Raw genomic sequence first — 16,814 nt, forward strand, 5'->3', positions numbered from 1 at the left:
GTGGTCTCCGACCCGGACACGGTGCGGGTGCCGGTGACGGCCGAGGCGGACGTGCTGACGCTGGACAAGCGGGCCGCGGAGCCGGTCGACGTGAACGGCTCCGGCCTGGTCGACGCGGGCGACACGATCGCCTACTCCTTCACGCTGACCAACGACGGCAACGTCGCCCTGGACGAGCTGGTCGTCACCGACCCGATGCTCGCCGGCTCGACCCCGGCCGTCGGGGTGACGTGCGAGGTCACGGCCTTGGCTCCGGGGGAGTCGACCGAGTGCGCGGCCGACGGTCCGTACGTGGTGACCGAGGCCGACGAGCGGGCCGGGGAGGTCGTGAACACCGCGACCGCCGAGGCCGTGAGGCCGGGTGGCGCTCGGAGCGTGTCGAACGAGGACTCCACCCGGACGACCGGGCTGGTGGTGCCCGACCCGGGTCTGCGGATCGACAAGACCGCGGGCGACCCGGTCGACGTCAACGGCTCGGGCCTGACCGATGCCGGTGACACGATCGCCTACAGCTTCCGGGTCACCAACACGGGCAACGTGCCGCTGAGCGAGGTGGCGGTCGACGACACCCTGCTGGGTGCGGGCGACCCGCCGGTCGCGGTGACCTGCGAGACCCCCGGTGACGGGGTGCTCGCGCCGGGTCGCAGCGTCGAGTGCGCGGCCGAGTCGCCGTACGTGGTGACCGAGGCCGACGAGTCGGCCGGGTCGGTGGACAACACCGCCGCGGCGACGGGCACCGACCCCGACGGTGGGCCGGTCCGCTCGCCCGACGACTCGACCTCCACGCCGGTGCAGACCCCGGTCACGGGCCTGGAGATCGACAAGCGTGCCGCGGATCCGGTCGACGTGAACGACTCGGGCCTGACCGACGCCGGCGACACCATCGCCTACACGTTCACCGTGACCAACACCGGCACCGTCCCGGTCACCGGCGTCGAGGTCCGCGACCCCCTGCTCGCGTCGGAGGAGATCGACGTGACCTGTGCCGCGACGTCCCTGGACCCGGGGACGAGCACGCGCTGCCGGGCGGCGACGCCGTACGTCGTCACGACCGCCGACGAGCTCGAGGGCGAGGTCGTCAACGTCGCCCGCGCCGCGGGCTCCGACCCCGACGGCGACGAGGTGCTCGCCGAGCCCGACTCGACGACCACCCCCGTGTCGCTGCCCGCGCCCGCTCTGGCGGTCGAGAAGTCCGCCGACGTGGCCGACGTCAACGACTCCGGACTCACCGACGCCGGCGACGAGGTCGCCTACACCTTCACGGTCACCAACACCGGCGACGTGCCGGTGCGCGACGTCGCGATCGACGACGACCTCCTGTCGTCCCAGCAGCCGCCGATCAGCGTCACCTGTGCGGACGTGACGCTGGCCCCGGGTGGGTCGACCGACTGCACCGCCGACGCGCCGTACGTCGTGACCGCGGCCGACGAGGACGCCGGCGTGCTGCGCAACACCGCCACCGCCACCGGCGTCGACCCCGACGAGACCCCGGTGCGCTCCGACCCCGACTCGGTCGCGGTGCCCACCGCGGAGGGCGTCGCCGTCCTGACCCTGGACAAGGTCGCCGGCGACCCGGTCGACGTGAACTCCTCGGGCATCACCGACCGCGGCGACACGATCGACTACACCTTCACGGTCACCAACGACGGCGACGTCCCCGTGACCCGCGTCCGGGTCGCGGACTCCGTCCTCGCCGCCCAGGGGGTGACCGTGACCTGCACCGTGGGTCGCCTCGCCCCGGGGGAGGCGACGACCTGCGACGCCGCGCCCTACCGGGTGACGGCCGCCGACGAGCGGGCCGGTGAGGTCCTCAACGTCGCCACCGCGTCCGCCCTGGACCCCGACCGCGACGCCGTGGAGTCGAACGAGGACACCACCCGCACCCCCGTCGTGGCCCCGCGCCGCGTGCTCGGGCTGACCAAGACCGCGGGCGACCCCGTCGACGTCAACGGCTCCGGTCTCGTCGACGCCGGCGACACCGTCGCGTACACGTTCGAGGTGACCAACAACGGCAACGTCCCGGTCACCGTGCTGCGCATCGACGACCCGCTGCTCGCGTCGCAGGACCCGCCGATCACCGTGACCTGCTCGCCGGTGCGGCTGGTGCCGGGAGAGGTCTCGCAGTGCGTTGCGGACGCGCCGTACGTCGTCACCGAGGCCGACGAGCAGGCCGGCGAGGTCGTCAACACCGCCCGCGCCACCGCCGTCGACGCGGACGGCGAGCCCGTGGTGTCCCGACCCGACAGCACCCGGACCGAGGTGACGAGCCCGGAGCCGGAGCTGGAGCTCACCAAGCGCGCCGCGGAGCCCGTCGACGCCAACGACTCGGGCCTGACGGACGCCGGCGACACCATCGCCTACACGTTCACCGTCACCAACACCGGCAACGTGCCCGTCACCGACGTGCGGATCGACGACCCGCTGCTCGCGGGCCAGGACCCGCCGATCACGGTCACCTGCGAGGCGACGCGCCTCGACGTCGGCCGGTCGACCGACTGCGCGGCGGACGCCCCGTACGTCCTGACGCGGGCAGACGAGCGCGCGGGCGAGGTGGAGAACACCGCGACCGCGGTCGGCACGGACCCCGACGGGGACGACGTGACCTCGGACGAGGCCTCCACCACCACGCCGGTGGTCGAACCGCGCGCCTCCCTCGCGCTCGACAAGCGCGTGGGCTCCGTGACCGACGTCGACGGCGACGGCCTCACGGACGCCGGGGACGAGATCCGGTGGCGCTTCGTGGTGACCAACACGGGCACGGTGCCGGTCTCCTCCGTGGCGATCGACGACCCGCTGCTCGAGGGCACCACGGTCACCTGCGACCGGACCCGCCTGCTGGCCCCTGGCGACGGGGTGCCGACCGAGCGGACCCGCACGGTCTGCCTGCCCGTCGAGCCGTACGTGATCACCGAGGCCGACGAGGCCGCCGGTGAGGTCGTCAACACCGCGACCGCCGACGGCGTCGACCCCGACCGGCTGCCCGTCGTCTCGGACGAGTCGTCCACCCGCACACCCGTCCAGGCGCCGTCTCCCGCCCTGGGGCTGACCAAGTCCTCGCTGCCGGTCGTGGACCGCGACGGCGACGGCCGGGTCGGCGAGGGCGACGCCGTGACGTTTACCTTCCGCGTCACCAACACCGGCGACGTGCCGCTGTCGGACGTGACCGTCGACGACCCGCTGCTCGCCGCGCAGGACCCGCCCGTGGGCGTGACCTGCGACGCCACCGAGCTGGCGGTCGGCGCCTCCACCACCTGCGTCGCGGACGCGCCGTACGTGATCACCGCGGACGACGAGGAGGCAGGGCGGGTCGTCAACCGCGCCACGGCCTCCGCCACCGACCCCGACGGGGACACCGCCGGGTCGGGACCCGCGACCGAGACCGTCCCGACGGGCGGGCCGGTGCCGCCGGTGCTCGGGCTGGTCAAGGCGGTCGAGTCGGTCACCGACGTCGACGAGGACGGGCTGACGGACGCCGGCGACGAGATCGTCTACCGGTTCACCGTCACCAACTCCTCCCCGACCCTGACGCTGGACGACGTCGCGGTCGTCGACCCGCTCCTGGGCGACACGGTGACCTGCGCGGACACGACGCTCCCGCCGGCCGCCGCGGACGGCACGCCGTCCTCGACGGTCTGCACCAGCGCGCCGTACGTCGTCACCGAGGCCGACGAGGCCGCCGGAGAGGTCGTCAACACCGCGACCGCCACCGCGACCGACCCCGACGGCGCGGAGCTCGAGTCCCAGCCGGACTCGACGACGACCCCGCTCGCCGCCGAGGACGTGGCGATCGACCTGGACAAGCGCGCCGGCGACGTCGTCGACGCCAACGGCAACGGTCGCAAGGACGCCGGCGACACCGTGGGCTACACGTTCCTGGTGACCAACACCGGCAACGTCACCCTGGGCGACGTCACGGTCGCCGACGACCTGCTGGACGCCGCGGGCATCGCGGTGACCTGCCCGGACGGGCCGCTCGCCCCGGGCCGCTCCCGGACGTGCGAGGCCGACGCGCCGTACACCGTCACCGAGGAGGACGTCCGCCGGGGGTTCACCGTCAACACCGCCACCGCGACCGGGCAGGGCCCGGACGGCGTCGTCGAGGCGTCCGACGAGGACACCGTCCGGGTGCCCCTCGACTCGACCCTCGGCCCCGAGGCCGAGCTGACGCTCGACAAGCGCCCGCTGCGGGTGGTCGACGTCGACGGCGACGGTCGCGCCGGGGCGGGCGACACGGTCGACTACGAGTTCGTCGTCACGAACACGGGCGAGGTGACCGTGCGTGACCTCGTGGTCGTCGACCCCCTGATCGACGACGTCACGTGCCCCGTCACGACGCTGCGCCCGGATCGGAGCACCACGTGCACCGGGACGTACACGCTGAGCGAGGACGACGCCGAGCGGGGCCGCGTCAGGAACGTCGCGCGCGCCGAGGGCACCGACCCCGACGGCGAGCCGGTGGTCTCGACGCCGGACGCCGTCGTGCTGGACCTCGTCGACGCCGACCCGGTGCCGCCCGGCGACCCGGGTGACCCCGGCGAGCCCGGCGAGCCCGGTGACCCCGGCTACCCGGGTTACCCGCCCCCGACCGACCCGGGTGACTCGGACGACGGCGGGCTGCTGCCCGACACCGGCGGACCCGCCGCCTGGGTGGCGCTGATCGGCCTGCTGCTGCTCGGTGGTGGGATCGGGGCGCTGCTGTGGTCACGACGACGACGGGGCGCCGGCCGGGCCGGCCGGCACGCCCGCGAGACGGAGGCACGCACGTGAGGATCCGCACGACGAGGCGGGCGGACGTGGTCCCGGGGTCCGTGGGGCCCCGGAGGCACCGCGGGGCGCTGGTGGCGGTCCTGGCGCTCGCGGCGACGGCCGGGTGCAGCGGCGACGAGCCGCAGGCCGAGCCGGACCAGGAGTCGTCGAGCTCCGCCGCCGTCGACCCCGCGCGGGTCTCACCGGCCGACCTCCCCGAGATCCCGGAGGTGCGCGACCCCGTCGGCGCCGTCGGCGACCTGACCCTGGGGGAGTGCGGCACCGGCCCCGGGGAGGTGTCCGTCTCGGGGGAGGTGACCAGCTCCGCCGAGATCCGGCGGGACGTCGTGGTGGTCGTCAGCTGGACCAACGACACCTCCGACGTCCTGGGCCGGGGCGTGGCGGTCGTGGAGGACCTCGAGCCCGGGGAGACGGCCGAGGTGTCCCTGGACGCCGAGGTCGCGGAGGGGGCCACCCGGTGCGTCCCCAACGTCCGGCGCGGGGTCCTCGCCCCGCGGGGGTGACGGCGCGGGGCCCGTCTCAGGCGTAGCGGGCGGCGGTCTGGGCGGCGCGGGCGCCGTACCCGCCGCCGAACATCGCCGCGTGCACCAGCAGCGGGAAGAGCTGGTGCAGGCCGACCCGGTCCTCCCAGTCGTCGGCGAGCGGGTGCGCCTCGGCGTACGCGTCGAGCACCCGCGGCAGCTGCGGCAGCCCGAACAGCGACAGCATCGCGAGGTCGGCCTCGCGGTGCCCGCCGTACGCCGCCGGGTCGACGAGGTGCGCGACGCCGTCCACGCCCCACACCACGTTGCCGCTCCACAGGTCACCGTGCAGGCGGGACGGCGGCTCCTCCGGCAGCAGCTCGGGGAAGCGGCCGACCAGGCCCTCGACGACCTGCGCCTGGGCGGCGTCCACGGCCCCGCGGTCGCGGGCGACCTTGAGGTAGGGCAGGACCCGACGGGTGGCGTAGAACTCCGCCCACGTCGGCGCCGCGCCGTTGGGCAGCGGCAGCCGTCCGATCCAGCCGTCGGCCTCGGCCCCGTACGCCGCGGCGCCGGCGTCGTGCGTGGCGGCCAGGGCCCGGCCGAGGTCGTCGGCGGTGGTCTCGGAGGGGCGGCCGGGCTCGACCCAGCGCAGGATGAGGCAGTCCTCGTCGCGGGCGAGCACCTCGGGCACGGCGGCGCCGCCGGGAGCCTCGGCGAGCCAGCGCAGCCCCCGCGCCTCGGCGGCGTAGAACCCGGCGGGCGGGGTCGGCAGCGTCTTGGCGAAGGCGACCGTGCCGTCCGACATGCGCAGCCGGGTGGCCGTGGAGATGTCGCCGCCCGCCACCGGCGCGGTGGCCACGACGGAGGTGCCGAGCAGCTGCTCGGCGCGGCGGGCCACGGTCGGCCGCCGGGTCACCGGGCGGCCCCGGGGCGGTCCTCCGGCGCCCTCGTGCCCGTCGCTGCGGGGCCCGGCTCGGGGCTGGGCCCGGAGCCGGCCTGCAGGGCTGCGTCGATGGACGCGACGAGCGCGTCCGCCGTCCTCTCGACCATGGCCAGCACCTCCCGGAATCCGTCCTCGCCACCGTAGTACGGGTCCGGGACGTCCGCCCCGGGCTCCTCCGGATCGAAGTCGCGGAAGAGCGCGACGCGGTCGTCGTGGCCCTCCGTCCCCGCGCGGCCGTCGCGGACGCCGCTGAGGTTGACGGCGTCCATCGCGAGCACGAGGTCGGCGCCGCGCTCCGCCTCCGGGCCCGTGCCGAGCTGGCGTCCGCGGTGGGCGTCGACGTCGCCGGCGTCGTACCCGGCGGCGCGCAGCGTCGCGGCGGCCCGGTGGTCCATCGGCTCCCCGACGTGCCAGCCGCCGGTGCCCGAGCTGACGACCTCGACCCGGTCGTCCAGGCCGGCCGAGGCCAGCCGGTCCCGGAGCACCACGGCCGCCGTGGGGGAGCGGCAGATGTTGCCGAGGCAGACCGTCTCGACGACGTAGGTGCCGGGCTCGCGCGGCGGCGGCGCCGGCCTCACGAGGACACCCTCGATCCCTCGAACAGCGGCTCCACGGCCCACGTCACCAGCGTGATGACGATGGCGCCGCCCACCGCCGTCCAGAAGCCCTCGACGTGGAAGGGGAGGCCGAGCTGGCCCGCCAGCCAGGCGGTCAGCGCGAGCATGCCGGCGTTGATGACGAGCAGGAACAACCCGATGGTGAGGATCACCAGCGGCAGGGCGACGAGCCGGACGACGGGGGCGACCACGCTGGTCACGACACCGAAGATCAGGCCGGTCAGCACCAGCGGGAGGAACTTCTGCTCGATCTCCGCCACGCCCTGGCGGGGGCCGTCGAAGTAGATGCCGTCGAAGAGGAACGCGGCGGCCGCCAGCCCCGCGATCCCCGCCACCACCGACGCCAGGAACTTCACATCCGTCACTCTAGTGAGGCCGGCTGAAGTCCTGCTGAACGTCGGGCGGTGTCAGCGCCGGAGCCGGGGGCGGCGTCCGTGGACCCCGCTAGCCTCGCCGGATGGTCGGGTTCGGGGGCGCGGGCGTGATGGTGCTGGGGGCTGCGGTCTCCGGGCTGCTGCTGCTCGGGGTCGCCCTCCTCGCCGCCCGGCGCGTCGGCCCGGTGACGTCGTACGCCGCCGCGGGGCTCGTGTGGTCCCTGGTCGTCATCGCGCTGGTGACGCTGGTGCCCGCGGCCGGCCCGCCCGGCTACCTGCAGCCCGACGAGGTGCAGACGGCGTGCTCCTTCGACTACGGCGGGCCGGCGCCGGACGGGTTCTGGATCTTCTCCGGCGGCCAGCGGCTGCTGAACACCGCGCTGTTCGTGCCGAGCGGGGCGCTGCTGGTGGTGGTCGCGGCACGCTGGCGGGCGGGATGGCTGCTCGCGCCGCTCGGGCTCGGCCTGCTCGCGGCGTACTCGCTGGGGATCGAGTACGCCCAGCTCGTGCTCGCGCGGATCGACCGCGCCTGCGACGTCACCGACCTGGTGGACAACGTGACCGGCGCGGCGATCGGTTTCGCGCTCGGCCTCGGCCTGGTTGTCCTGCTGCGTCCGTGGCGGGAGCGGACCCGCCGGCTCGTGTCCTAACGTGCGGAGCGTGACCGCCCCGCAGCCGCGCCGCAACGTCCAGCAGATCCCCGCCTACGTGCCGGGCAAGCCGCCGACGCCGCGGACCGACCTCGTCACCTACAAGCTCTCGTCGAACGAGAACCCCTACCCGCCGCTGCCCGGGGTGATCTCCGCGGCGCACGCCGCGGTCGAGACGATGAACCGCTACCCCGACATGGGCAGCGCCGCGCTGTACGCCGAGCTGGCCGCCCGGTTCGACGTCCCGCTCGAGGACCTCGCCGCCGCCACGGGGTCGGTCGCGCTGATCTACCAGCTGCTGTCGGCCTACTGCGAGCCCGGCGACGAGGTCGTCCACGCCTGGCGCTCCTTCGAGGCGTACCCGATCGCGATCACCACGGCGGCGGCCGTCGGGGTGCCGGTGCCGCTGACCGCCGACGCCCGTCACGACCTCGACGCCATGGCCTCCGCGATCACCGGGCGCACCCGCGTCGTCCTGCTCTGCACCCCGAACAACCCGACCGGTCCGGCCCTGACGCAGACCGAGGTCGACGCGTTCCTGGCCGAGGTGCCCTCCGACGTGCTCGTCGTCCTGGACGAGGCGTACTACGAGTTCGTGCGGATCGACGACCCCCTCGACGCGATCGGCACCTACCGCCGCCACGAGAACGTGCTGGTCTTCCGGACCTTCTCCAAGGCCTACGGCCTCGCCGGCTTCCGGGTCGGCTACGCGATCGCGCACGCCCCCGTCGCGGCGGCGCTGCGGGCGGTCTCGTTGCCGTTCGGCGTCAGCTCGGTCGCCCAGGCCGCCGCGATCGCCTCCCTCGAGGCGCAGCCCGAGCTGCTCGACCGCGTCGAGGGGCTCGTCGCCGAGCGGGAGCGGGTCGTGAAGGCGCTGGCCGAGGTCGGCTGGGACGTCCCGGACGCCCAGGGCAACTTCGTCTGGTTCGACCTCGGCGAGAAGGCGGGCGCGTTCGCGGCCGCCGCGGACGCCGCCGGGCTCGTCGTCCGCCCCTTCGCCGGCGACGGCTGTCGCGTCACCATCGGCGAGCCCGAGGCCAACGACCGCCTGATCGAGGTCGCCTCGGCGTTCTCGAAGGACTGATCCGCAGGAGTAGTCGTCCCTCCCGTGGGGCATGAGGGTGGCGTGACACCGGTCCCGAAGGTCCGCGCCTGGTCGAACACGGTGCGCAGGGAGACGTTCGACGCCGCGGACCTCGACCTGTTCGTGCTGCGGGACCACCAGCCGGTCCTGGCGGCCCTCGGCCGTGCGCGGGTCGACGAGGCCGCGGGCGCCGCGGCCGCCGAGCCCCAGCGGCTTCGACGGCTGCGGCAGGTCGCCTGCGTCGCACCGGTCTTCACCCTCGCCGCCTTCGGTGGACCCGTCCCCGGGCGCAGCGGCATCGAGGCGGGCGCGATGGACGGGGGCTGGGCCCAGCTGTGGCTCGCCCTCGTGTTCCTCGTCGCCGCCCCCGGTCCGGCGCTGGCGCTGCGCCGGTGGTGGGTGACGGGACGCCGCCGCGACCCGTACGAGGTGCTCGCGCTCGGGGTCGGGCTGACGCTCGGCCTCGCGGCGCTGCGGGGCCTGTCCGACGAGTGGCGGGCCGGGTCCTTCGCCCTCGCGAGCCTGCCGGCGTGGGTCACGGTCGTCACCGGGGTTCTCACCGCGGCCGCGATGGTGTTCGCCTCCCGCGGCCGGCGGACCCAGGGCGACCTCAGCTTCGCCCGGATCGGCGAGCCGGACCGGGCCAAGGCCCGGCGGATGATCGACGCGCTGCCGGCGCGGACGCGGGAGCAGCTGCACGACATGCGACGCCGGGCCGTCGAGAACCTGACGCAGCGCGGCCTGCTGGACGACGACGACGCCCGCCGCGTGCTGTCTACGCCGCTCGGCGAGGGACCGCTGTCGCGTCGCTGACCGCGCCCCGTGGGTGCGGTGGGCGGTCCATCGCGCGGAACCGCGGGCCCGCGGCCGGGGCCATCGTCGCGACCAGGTACGCCGTCCCGCACACGAGCAGCGCGGGCGCGAGCCCGACCCCGGCGACGAGCCCGCCGGCGAGCAGACCGCCGAACGGCATCAGCGACCACGCCGACGCGGTCAGCATCGAGCCCACCCGCCCGACCATCGGCTCGGGCGTGCGTCCGAACATCAGTGCGCCGACGAGGGGGTTGATGAACCCCGCGGCGAACCCGCCGACCACGCCGGTCGCGACGACGCCGGCGAGCGGAGCGTCGAGGGCGAGGACGACGAACCGCGGGGCGCCCGCGAGCAGGAACGCCACGACGTACACGGTGAAGCGGGGGAGCCGGTCGCCGTAGGCCGCCGCGAGGAGGCTCCCTGCGATCGCGGACCCGGAGAACGAGGCGCCGAGCAGGCCCAGGACCGTCGCACCCAAGCCGCTCGTGACCACCCAGGTCGGCAGGAGCACGGCCGAGTAGGCCTGGTCGAGCAGGTTCGTCACGGCCACCATCGCGGCGATGCCGAGCAGGACCGGGTCGCGACGCAGGAATCCGGCGCCCTCCCGGAGCTCGACGAGGTAGCCCTGGCGCGGCGCCGGCTCCGGCGGCACCAGGCGACGGGTGGCCAGCACGGTCAGCAGCGCCGCGGCGCCCCAGCCGACGGCCGTGACGAGGAGCGCGGACGGTGCACCGACCGCGGCCACGAGGACGCCGCCGAGCGCGGCGCCGACGAGGCCGGCGGTGCGCTCGGCGGTGCCGGACAGTCCCGCGACCCGCTCGAGCGTCGTCCCGGCGTGGCGAGCCACCTGCGGGGTGAGCGCGCCGCGGGCGCCGTCGGCGGGACCGTTGAGCGCGCCGGCGACCGCGACGAGCAGGCAGAGCAGCGGGATCGAGAGCACGTCGAGGGCGTGCGCGACGGGGACCGCTGCCAGCACGGGCACGCTCAGGGCCTCGGCCCCGACAGCCACCCGGCGGGCGCCGAGGCGGTCGACGAGCGGCCCCGACAGCGCCTGCGCGAGGACCTGCGGCACGGTGCCGGCGAACGCGACCACGCCGGTGAGGGCCGCGCTGCCGGTGGTGGTCAGCACGAACCACGGCACGGCGATCATCGAGACGCGCACCCCGGCGGTGGCGAGCACGTCCGCGGTCAGGTAACCCGCGAGGGCGGCGCGCCCGCTCACCCGTCGTCCTCGGGCACCGACCGGGGGAACGCGTGCACCGCGACCTGGAAGAGCGCGGCGCGGCCCGACTCGTCCTCGGCGTCCTCGGGGTCCTCCTCCCACCCCTCGAGGACGGCCGTCAGGGCCTCCTTGAGGTCGCGGGCGTGCCGCGGCGTGAGCCGCAGCTCCCAGTCGCTGACCGTGGTGGCCGCCTCCCACGCGGGCGACAGCGAGGAGCGCTCCTCGACGAAGCGCTGCAGGCGCTCGGTCTGCACGATCGCCACCGCCTGCAGGAAGCCCTCCAGGGCGTCCTGCTCGTCGGGGGTCCGGTAGTCGTCCGGCCCGGAGCGCGTCGACTGGTGCGCCGCGCGCCACCAGCGCTCGCGGGCGTTGCCGCGCTCGGCGTCGTCCACGACGAAGCCGTGCTTCGCGAGCGTGCGCAGGTGGTACGACGTCGCGCCGCTGTTCAGCCCCATCCGTGCGGCGAGGCTCGTCGCGGTCGCCGGGCCGTCGGAGCGCAGGTGGCCCAGGATGCGCAGCCGCGCCGGGTGCGCGAGGGCGCGCAGGCCGGCGGCGTCGGGGGTGATCGAGGTGAGGTCCACCCGACCGACCGTAGACCACCAACGCATCTTTGCAAATATCTGTTTGCCGTCTGCTGGTGCGGGATGGTCCACTGCAGGCATGGAGACGAGGACCCTGGAGACCGACCGCGGCGACCGCGTCACGTACGACGCCCACGGACCGGTCGGCGAGCGGCGCGCGGTCGTGTTCGTGGCCGGTGCCGGTCCGTACCGCGCCATCGACCCGGCCACCACGGCCTGCGCGGAGGCCCTCGCCGCCCGGGGGGTGCCCGCACTGGTGCACGACCGGGTGGGCCGCGCCGAGAGCCCGGCCGACGGTCCGATCGACCTGGACCGCGAGGCCGGGCCCGGCGGCGCGCTCGCCGCGCTGGTCGCCGCGGCGGGCGGTGACGCCGTCCTGTGCGGGCACTCGTCGGGCGGGGCGATCGCGCTGTACGCCGCGACGGAGGGTGGGGTGCCCGTGGCCGGGCTCGCGCTGTTCGAGGCGCCGCTGGACCCGACCGCCACGGGCGTGGGGCCCTGGACGCTCGAGGTCGAGCGGTTCCTCGACGCGGGCGAGGACGCGGAGGCGCTGACCCACTACCTGCGCGACCTCCCGCCGGAGCTGGTCGGCGGCCTGCGGGACTCCCCGGTCTGGCCTGTCTGGGTCGCGAACGCCCCCGCCCTGCGCGTCGACGCCCAGGCGCTGCGCTGGGCCTACTCCGCGCCGTACGACGTCCAGCTCGGCGACCGCCTCGGACAGATGGCCGTGCCGGTGGTCGCGGCGTACGGCACGTCGACGTTCCCGGAGATGCCGCTCGCCGCCGAGGCCGTCGCGGCCGCCGTCCCGGGGGCGCGCGCCGTCGAGGTGGCCGGCGCCAACCACACCTGGGACCCCGGGGCCATGGCCGACCTGCTGGCGGAGCTGGCGGCCGGCTGACGCCGGGGCCGCGCGCCACCCCCTGGGCCGGTACTCCCCGACGTTCGGACCGTTCACGGGCGCGGATCCGGGTCGCAACGTCGGGGACCACCGGCGCTCGGGGTTCGACGGCCAGCGACCGGGGTAGAACCCGCTCGTGGACACGAACTCTCGCCCCCGCGCGGAGGAGCCGGGGCCGCAGGCGCGACCCGGTGCGGCGGCCCAGCCGGACCTGTCGGCCCTGGCCGACCGGCTGAGCATGGCCGGTCGCCCCCAGCCGTTGGCGCGCTACGAGATCAAGGCCGCCGGGCTCCAGTGGTCCGTGCTGTCCGGCGTCCTCGGGATCGTCGGCGCCCTCTTCTTCCTCGTGCAGGGCGGTGTCGGGCTGGGCGACGTGGTCGACACGGGACGGACGGGCCTCGACCGGCTCGACGGCATCGGTGGCCCGTTTGTGTGGGTCCCGCTCGTGCTGCTCCTGTTCGCGCTCAGCACCCTGAACCGGCGTCGTCGTCGCGCGGTCGTGGCGGAGGAGGGCATCACGCTCGATCCGGGGCGGCAGAAGGACCGGTGGACGCACGAGTGGCGGGCGCTGGAGGAGGTCGGGTGGTTCCCGGACGCCGAGTCGCGCGGGATGACGCTCGTGCTGCGGCCCCGCGGCGCCGCCGACAGCGCGCTCGAGACGCTCGTGATCGCCGTCCACGGCCAGGAGAAGCGGGACGAGACGGCCCACGTCCTCCACGACGCCTGCGCCCGGTTCGGGGTGCGGTTCAGCACCGAGCCCGGGGACTTCGACATGGATCGCGGGGTCCGCCGGGCGATGCGCTGGCTCCGCGACTGACGCGGTCCGGCCGACCGGTGTCGGGGCCGCTCCCTACGCTGTGCGCATGAGCGACGACGCGGGCCAGGAGTCCGGCAGCTACGTCGAGGCCGACGGCTTCGACCGCGACATGAACTACATCGACGACCGGATCGTCCGCGAGCCCTCGGGCGAGCGCGAGTGGCCGGTCGAGCCGGGCCGCTACCGGTTGGCCGCGGCGCGCGCCTGCCCCTGGGCGAACCGCGCCATCATCGTGCGCCAGCTGCTCGGCCTGGAGGACGTCATCTCCATGGGCCTCGCCGGGCCGACCCACGACGCGGACAGCTGGACCTTCGACCTCGACCCCGGCGGCAAGGACCCGGTGCTCGGCATCGAGCGGCTCCAGGAGGCGTACTTCGCGCGCTACCCCGACTACCCGCGCGGCATCACGGTGCCGGCGATGGTCGACGTCCCCACCGGCAAGGTCGTCACCAACGACTTCGACCAGATCACGCGCGACCTCTCCTCCGAGTGGACCGAGTTCCAGCGCGACGACGCGCCGGACCTGTGGCCGGACGACGTCCGCGACGAGATGGAGGAGGTGATGGAGCGCGTCTTCCGCGAGGTCAACAACGGCGTCTACAAGTGCGGCTTCGCCGGCAACCAGTCGGCCTACGAGAAGGCGTACGACGAGCTCTTCGCCGCGCTGGACTGGCTCGAGGAGCGCCTCACGGGCCGTCGCTACCTGATGGGCTCGTCCATCACGGAGGCTGACGTCCGCCTGTTCACCACGCTGGCGCGCTTCGACCCCGTCTACCACGGCCACTTCAAGTGCAACCGCAACAAGCTCACCGAGATGCCGGCACTGTGGGGTTACGCCCGCGACCTGTTCCAGACCCCGGGGTTCGGCGACACGACGGACTTCGACCAGATCAAGGCGCACTACTACGTCGTCCACACCGACGTGAACCCCACCGGCATCGTGCCGAAGGGTCCGGACCTCTCGGGCTGGACGACGGAGCACGGCCGCGAGGACCTGGCGTGAGGGTCGGGCTCGGGCTGGCCGCGGCGGGACTCCTCGCCGGCGGGCTCGTCGGCCTCGCGCCGACGTCGGCCTCGGCGGCGTACGAGACGGTCACGACCGTCCACGGGGCGAAGCTGCAGGCCTGCCGCGCCACCCTCGGCGGCGATCGGGCCATCCGCTTCCGGCTCGACAACCGGGGCGCCCGTCACGCCCACGAGGGAGGCGTCTTCCGCAACCGCGGCGAGGTGACGGACTCGTTCCGGGTGCGGGCGTCCGCCGGGCGACTGTCCGGGGTGAAGGCCGTGAGGCTGCGGGCGGGCGACCGCCTCGACTCCTACGTCGGCGAGGTCGACGGCCCCGGGGCGGGTGGCGGCTTCTCCCGCGCCGAGCTGCCGCGCTGCTAGGTGACACGACACTTCCTTCTGTGGCCTGACTGTGATGGGGTCCTCGCCATGAGCCCCCGTCGACTCCTCGCCACCTCCGCCTCGGCTGCCGTCCTCGCCGGCGCCCTGGTGGGTCTCGCCCCGACGACCGCGTCCGCGGACTACGCGCCCGTCACCACCTGGAAGGGTGGAGTGTTCGAGGCGTGCCGGACGACGATCGACAAGCGTCCGTCGGTCAAGATCCGCGTCGACGCCACCGAGTCGCGGCGCCCGAATCTCACGGCGACCGTCTACCGGCACCGCGACGCGGGGGCCTCGGGCACGAACGCGACCACGAGGGCCTTCCGCTCCCAGGCCGGGCGCGGCGAGGTGTCCCGCCCGACCGTGGTGCCGGTGCGGGCACGCGACACCATGGACGCCTTCCTCGCCTGGGTCGAGCACCACGGCCCGGAGGTCGAGCTCGTCCGGGCCGACCTGCCCCACTGCCGGGCGACCTCGTAGGCCTCAGCCCTCCATCGCCGCGGGCGCCTGCTCCTCGCGCTTGACGAAGTCCTTCTGACGGATCAGCCCGACGCAGAGCACCGCGCAGGCGAACGCGATGACCGCCGCGATGAGCAGGATGTGGTTCAGGGCGTCGACCACCCCCGACGTGCCGACCCCGAGCACGAGGTCGTAGGCCTGCTGGCCCGCGGACGCGCCGCCCGCCGACGCGGCCTGCGCCTGCGCGGCCTCGGCGGCGACGGTCACCTGGCCGCCGGACAGTGCCGACACGAGCGGCTCGACCGCCGCCTGCGGGACGGATCCGGTGAGCTCCGGGCGGACGGCGTCCGCGACCTCGCGCCCGAACAGCGAGCCGAGCGCGGCGATGCCGGTGGCGATGCCGACCTGGCGGAAGGTCGAGTTCACGCCGCTCGCCATGCCGGAGCGGTTGACCGGGACGACGCCGACGGCGGTCGAGGCCAGCGGCGGGTTGATCATGCCGATGCCGAAGCCGGAGACGATCAGGCCGGGGATGAGGTGGGTCCAGGTCGAGTCGTCCTCGATGCCCAGCAGCAGCACCAGGCCGACCCCGAGGATCAGGAACCCGGGTGCGATCAGCCACCGGACGGGGACCCGCTCGGTGAGGCGGCCCGCCGCGATCGCGGCGAAGAACGAGGCGCCCGAGAGGAACAGGAAGCGGACGCCGGTGCCGACGGCGGAGTAGTCGAGGACGTTCTGCACGTAGATGACCAGGTAGGTCAGCACCGAGAAGATCGACGCCGAGACCCCGAAGGCCGCGACGAGACCGCCCACGAACGTCGGCTTGCGCAGCAGCGACAGGTCGAACATCGGGTGGCGCTGCAGGTGCTGGCTGACGGCGAACACGACGAGGAGGACGCCGGCGGCGACGAGGCACGACACGACGAGGGTGTCGCCCCACGACTTCTGGCCGGCCTCGATGAGGCCGTAGACGAGCGCGCCGAGCGCGGCGGAGAAGGTGACGAAGCCGAACCAGTCGGGGCGGCCCGCGTACGGGTCGCGGGACTCGGCGACCTTGGTGAGCGTGACGCCCAGGGCGACGAGGCACAGCGGCACGTTGACGAAGAAGATCCAGCGCCACGACAGCCCGCTGGTGAGGACGCCGCCGAGGACCGGGCCGATGGCGACGGCGACGCCGGTGACCGCGCCGAACACACCGAAGGCCGTCCCGCGGTCCTTGCCGCGGAACGCGCCCGCGAGCAGGGCGAGCGCGGTCGCGAACATGGCGGCGCCGCCGATGCCCTGGAAGGCCCGGGAGACGGTCAGCACCGTGATGTCGGTGGCCGCGCCGCACGCGACCGAGCCGACGGTGAACAGGACGACGCCGATCGTGAAGACCTTGCGGCGCCCGTACCGGTCGGCGAGCGCCCCCGCCGTGAGCAGCAGCGCGGCGAGGCTGAGGGCGTAGGCGTCGATGACCCACTGCAGGTCCGACAGGGTCGCGTCGAGCTCGCGCTGGATGTCCGGGAGCGCGACGTTCACGATCGTGATGTCGAGCAGCAGCATGAACACGCCGGTGCAGACGGCGGCGAGGGTCCACCACTTGTTGCCGGCCGCGTGGACCCCGGCGCCCGCTCCGCCGTGGCTGCCCGCGTGCTTGCCGGCGTGCGCGCCGGTCTCGGTGTGGCTCATCTCGGTCCTCCTGGGCCGCCCGGCCCAACTGCTCAACTGCCTAATGATTCGCTGACCACGGTACTCTC

Annotated in this window: 16 protein-coding genes; 10 read left to right on the forward strand and 6 right to left on the reverse strand. The window is 74.8% G+C overall.

The genetic code is table 11. The annotated features are described in order from the left end of the window. A partial coding sequence (locus tag MJ876_RS00005; protein WP_240233990.1) for an LPXTG cell wall anchor domain-containing protein occupies positions 1-4,767 on the forward strand: 4,767 nt, incomplete at its 5' end. After that, positions 4,764-5,270: a hypothetical protein gene (locus MJ876_RS00010; protein ID WP_240233991.1), complete on the forward strand. Its 507-nt coding sequence runs from the start codon at positions 4,764-4,766 to the stop codon at positions 5,268-5,270. The genes MJ876_RS00005 and MJ876_RS00010, both read left to right, overlap by 4 nt. Positions 5,271-5,286: 16 nt before the next feature. Here the strand turns inward: MJ876_RS00010 and MJ876_RS00015 are convergent, their stop codons facing one another. From MJ876_RS00015 to MJ876_RS00025, 3 genes are read right to left on the reverse strand one after another with little or no spacing between them, the layout of a single operon-like run. Further along, complete coding sequence (locus tag MJ876_RS00015; protein WP_240233992.1) at positions 5,287-6,147, reverse strand: fructosamine kinase family protein; 861 nt, start codon at positions 6,145-6,147, stop codon at positions 5,287-5,289. Then, positions 6,144-6,752: a low molecular weight protein-tyrosine-phosphatase gene (locus MJ876_RS00020; protein WP_240233993.1), complete on the reverse strand. Its 609-nt coding sequence runs from the start codon at positions 6,750-6,752 to the stop codon at positions 6,144-6,146. The genes MJ876_RS00015 and MJ876_RS00020 overlap by 4 nt, the downstream gene beginning before the upstream one ends. Further along, on the reverse strand, positions 6,749-7,147 hold the full coding sequence (locus MJ876_RS00025; protein WP_240233994.1) for a phage holin family protein: 399 nt from the start codon (positions 7,145-7,147) through the stop codon (positions 6,749-6,751). The genes MJ876_RS00020 and MJ876_RS00025 overlap by 4 nt, the downstream gene beginning before the upstream one ends. Positions 7,148-7,248: 101 nt before the next feature. Between MJ876_RS00025 and MJ876_RS00030 the strand changes: the two genes are divergently transcribed. Genes MJ876_RS00030 through MJ876_RS00040 form a run of 3 tightly spaced genes read left to right on the forward strand, consistent with a single transcriptional unit; the run spans position 7,249 to position 9,712 of the window. Beyond that, positions 7,249-7,815, forward strand: a complete 567-nt coding sequence (locus MJ876_RS00030) for a VanZ family protein (RefSeq protein WP_240233995.1) — start codon at positions 7,249-7,251, stop codon at positions 7,813-7,815. Between the two features lie 10 nt (positions 7,816-7,825). After that, positions 7,826-8,899, forward strand: coding sequence for a histidinol-phosphate transaminase (hisC, locus tag MJ876_RS00035; protein WP_240233996.1), 1,074 nt, complete (start codon positions 7,826-7,828; stop codon positions 8,897-8,899). Between the two features lie 42 nt (positions 8,900-8,941). Continuing rightward, positions 8,942-9,712 (forward strand): hypothetical protein, encoded by a 771-nt coding sequence (locus MJ876_RS00040; RefSeq protein WP_240233997.1) that lies wholly within the window; start codon positions 8,942-8,944, stop codon positions 9,710-9,712. Here the strand turns inward: MJ876_RS00040 and MJ876_RS00045 are convergent. Continuing rightward, positions 9,675-10,934, reverse strand: a complete 1,260-nt coding sequence (locus MJ876_RS00045; RefSeq protein ID WP_240233998.1) for an MFS transporter — start codon at positions 10,932-10,934, stop codon at positions 9,675-9,677. The two genes, MJ876_RS00040 and MJ876_RS00045, sit on opposite strands and share 38 nt — an antisense overlap. Beyond that, on the reverse strand, positions 10,931-11,515 hold the full coding sequence (locus tag MJ876_RS00050) for a transcriptional regulator (RefSeq protein ID WP_240233999.1): 585 nt from the start codon (positions 11,513-11,515) through the stop codon (positions 10,931-10,933). Before MJ876_RS00050 ends, MJ876_RS00045 begins: the two co-directional genes overlap by 4 nt. 79 nt (positions 11,516-11,594) lie before the next feature. Between MJ876_RS00050 and MJ876_RS00055 the strand changes: the two genes are divergently transcribed. The 5 genes from MJ876_RS00055 to MJ876_RS00075 all read left to right on the forward strand — a co-directional run bounded on the left by MJ876_RS00055 (position 11,595) and on the right by MJ876_RS00075 (position 15,096). Then, a complete protein-coding gene (locus tag MJ876_RS00055; protein ID WP_240234000.1) occupies positions 11,595-12,413 on the forward strand; it encodes an alpha/beta fold hydrolase in 819 nt (272 codons plus the stop codon). Between the two features lie 136 nt (positions 12,414-12,549). Then, the gene (locus MJ876_RS00060) at positions 12,550-13,230 is read left to right on the forward strand and encodes a hypothetical protein (RefSeq protein WP_240234001.1); all 681 of its coding nucleotides are present in this window, start codon (positions 12,550-12,552) and stop codon (positions 13,228-13,230) included. A 46-nt stretch (positions 13,231-13,276) separates the two neighbouring features. Next, positions 13,277-14,233 carry a glutathione S-transferase family protein gene (locus tag MJ876_RS00065; RefSeq protein WP_240234002.1) on the forward strand — a complete coding sequence of 319 codons (957 nt, stop codon included), beginning with the start codon at positions 13,277-13,279 and terminating at the stop codon, positions 14,231-14,233. Then, positions 14,230-14,616, forward strand: coding sequence for a hypothetical protein (locus MJ876_RS00070; RefSeq protein ID WP_240234003.1), 387 nt, complete (start codon positions 14,230-14,232; stop codon positions 14,614-14,616). Before MJ876_RS00065 ends, MJ876_RS00070 begins: the two co-directional genes overlap by 4 nt. Positions 14,617-14,664: 48 nt before the next feature. Then, entirely contained in the window at positions 14,665-15,096 is a 432-nt protein-coding gene (locus tag MJ876_RS00075; protein ID WP_240234004.1) for a hypothetical protein, read from the forward strand. A 3-nt stretch (positions 15,097-15,099) separates the two neighbouring features. Here the strand turns inward: MJ876_RS00075 and MJ876_RS00080 are convergent, their stop codons facing one another. Beyond that, positions 15,100-16,746, reverse strand: a complete 1,647-nt coding sequence (locus MJ876_RS00080) for an MFS transporter (protein ID WP_240234005.1) — start codon at positions 16,744-16,746, stop codon at positions 15,100-15,102. Between the last annotated feature and the right edge of the window lie 68 nt (positions 16,747-16,814).

This window comes from Nocardioides sp. CFH 31398 (assembly GCF_022436705.1).
In the GTDB taxonomy this organism is placed as follows: Bacteria; Actinomycetota; Actinomycetes; order Propionibacteriales; family Nocardioidaceae; genus Nocardioides.

Bases quoted from the DNA above. Each gene is read 5' to 3' on its own strand.
- MJ876_RS00065 (WP_240234002.1), top strand. From the start codon at position 13,277: ATGAGCGACGACGCGGGCCAGGAGTCCGGCAGCTACGTCGAGGCCGAC.
- MJ876_RS00075 (WP_240234004.1), top strand. From the start codon at position 14,665: ATGAGCCCCCGTCGACTCCTCGCCACCTCCGCCTCGGCTGCCGTCCTC.
- MJ876_RS00055 (WP_240234000.1), top strand. From the start codon at position 11,595: ATGGAGACGAGGACCCTGGAGACCGACCGCGGCGACCGCGTCACGTAC.
- MJ876_RS00080 (WP_240234005.1), bottom strand. From the start codon at position 16,746: ATGAGCCACACCGAGACCGGCGCGCACGCCGGCAAGCACGCGGGCAGC.
- MJ876_RS00030 (WP_240233995.1), top strand. From the start codon at position 7,249: ATGGTCGGGTTCGGGGGCGCGGGCGTGATGGTGCTGGGGGCTGCGGTC.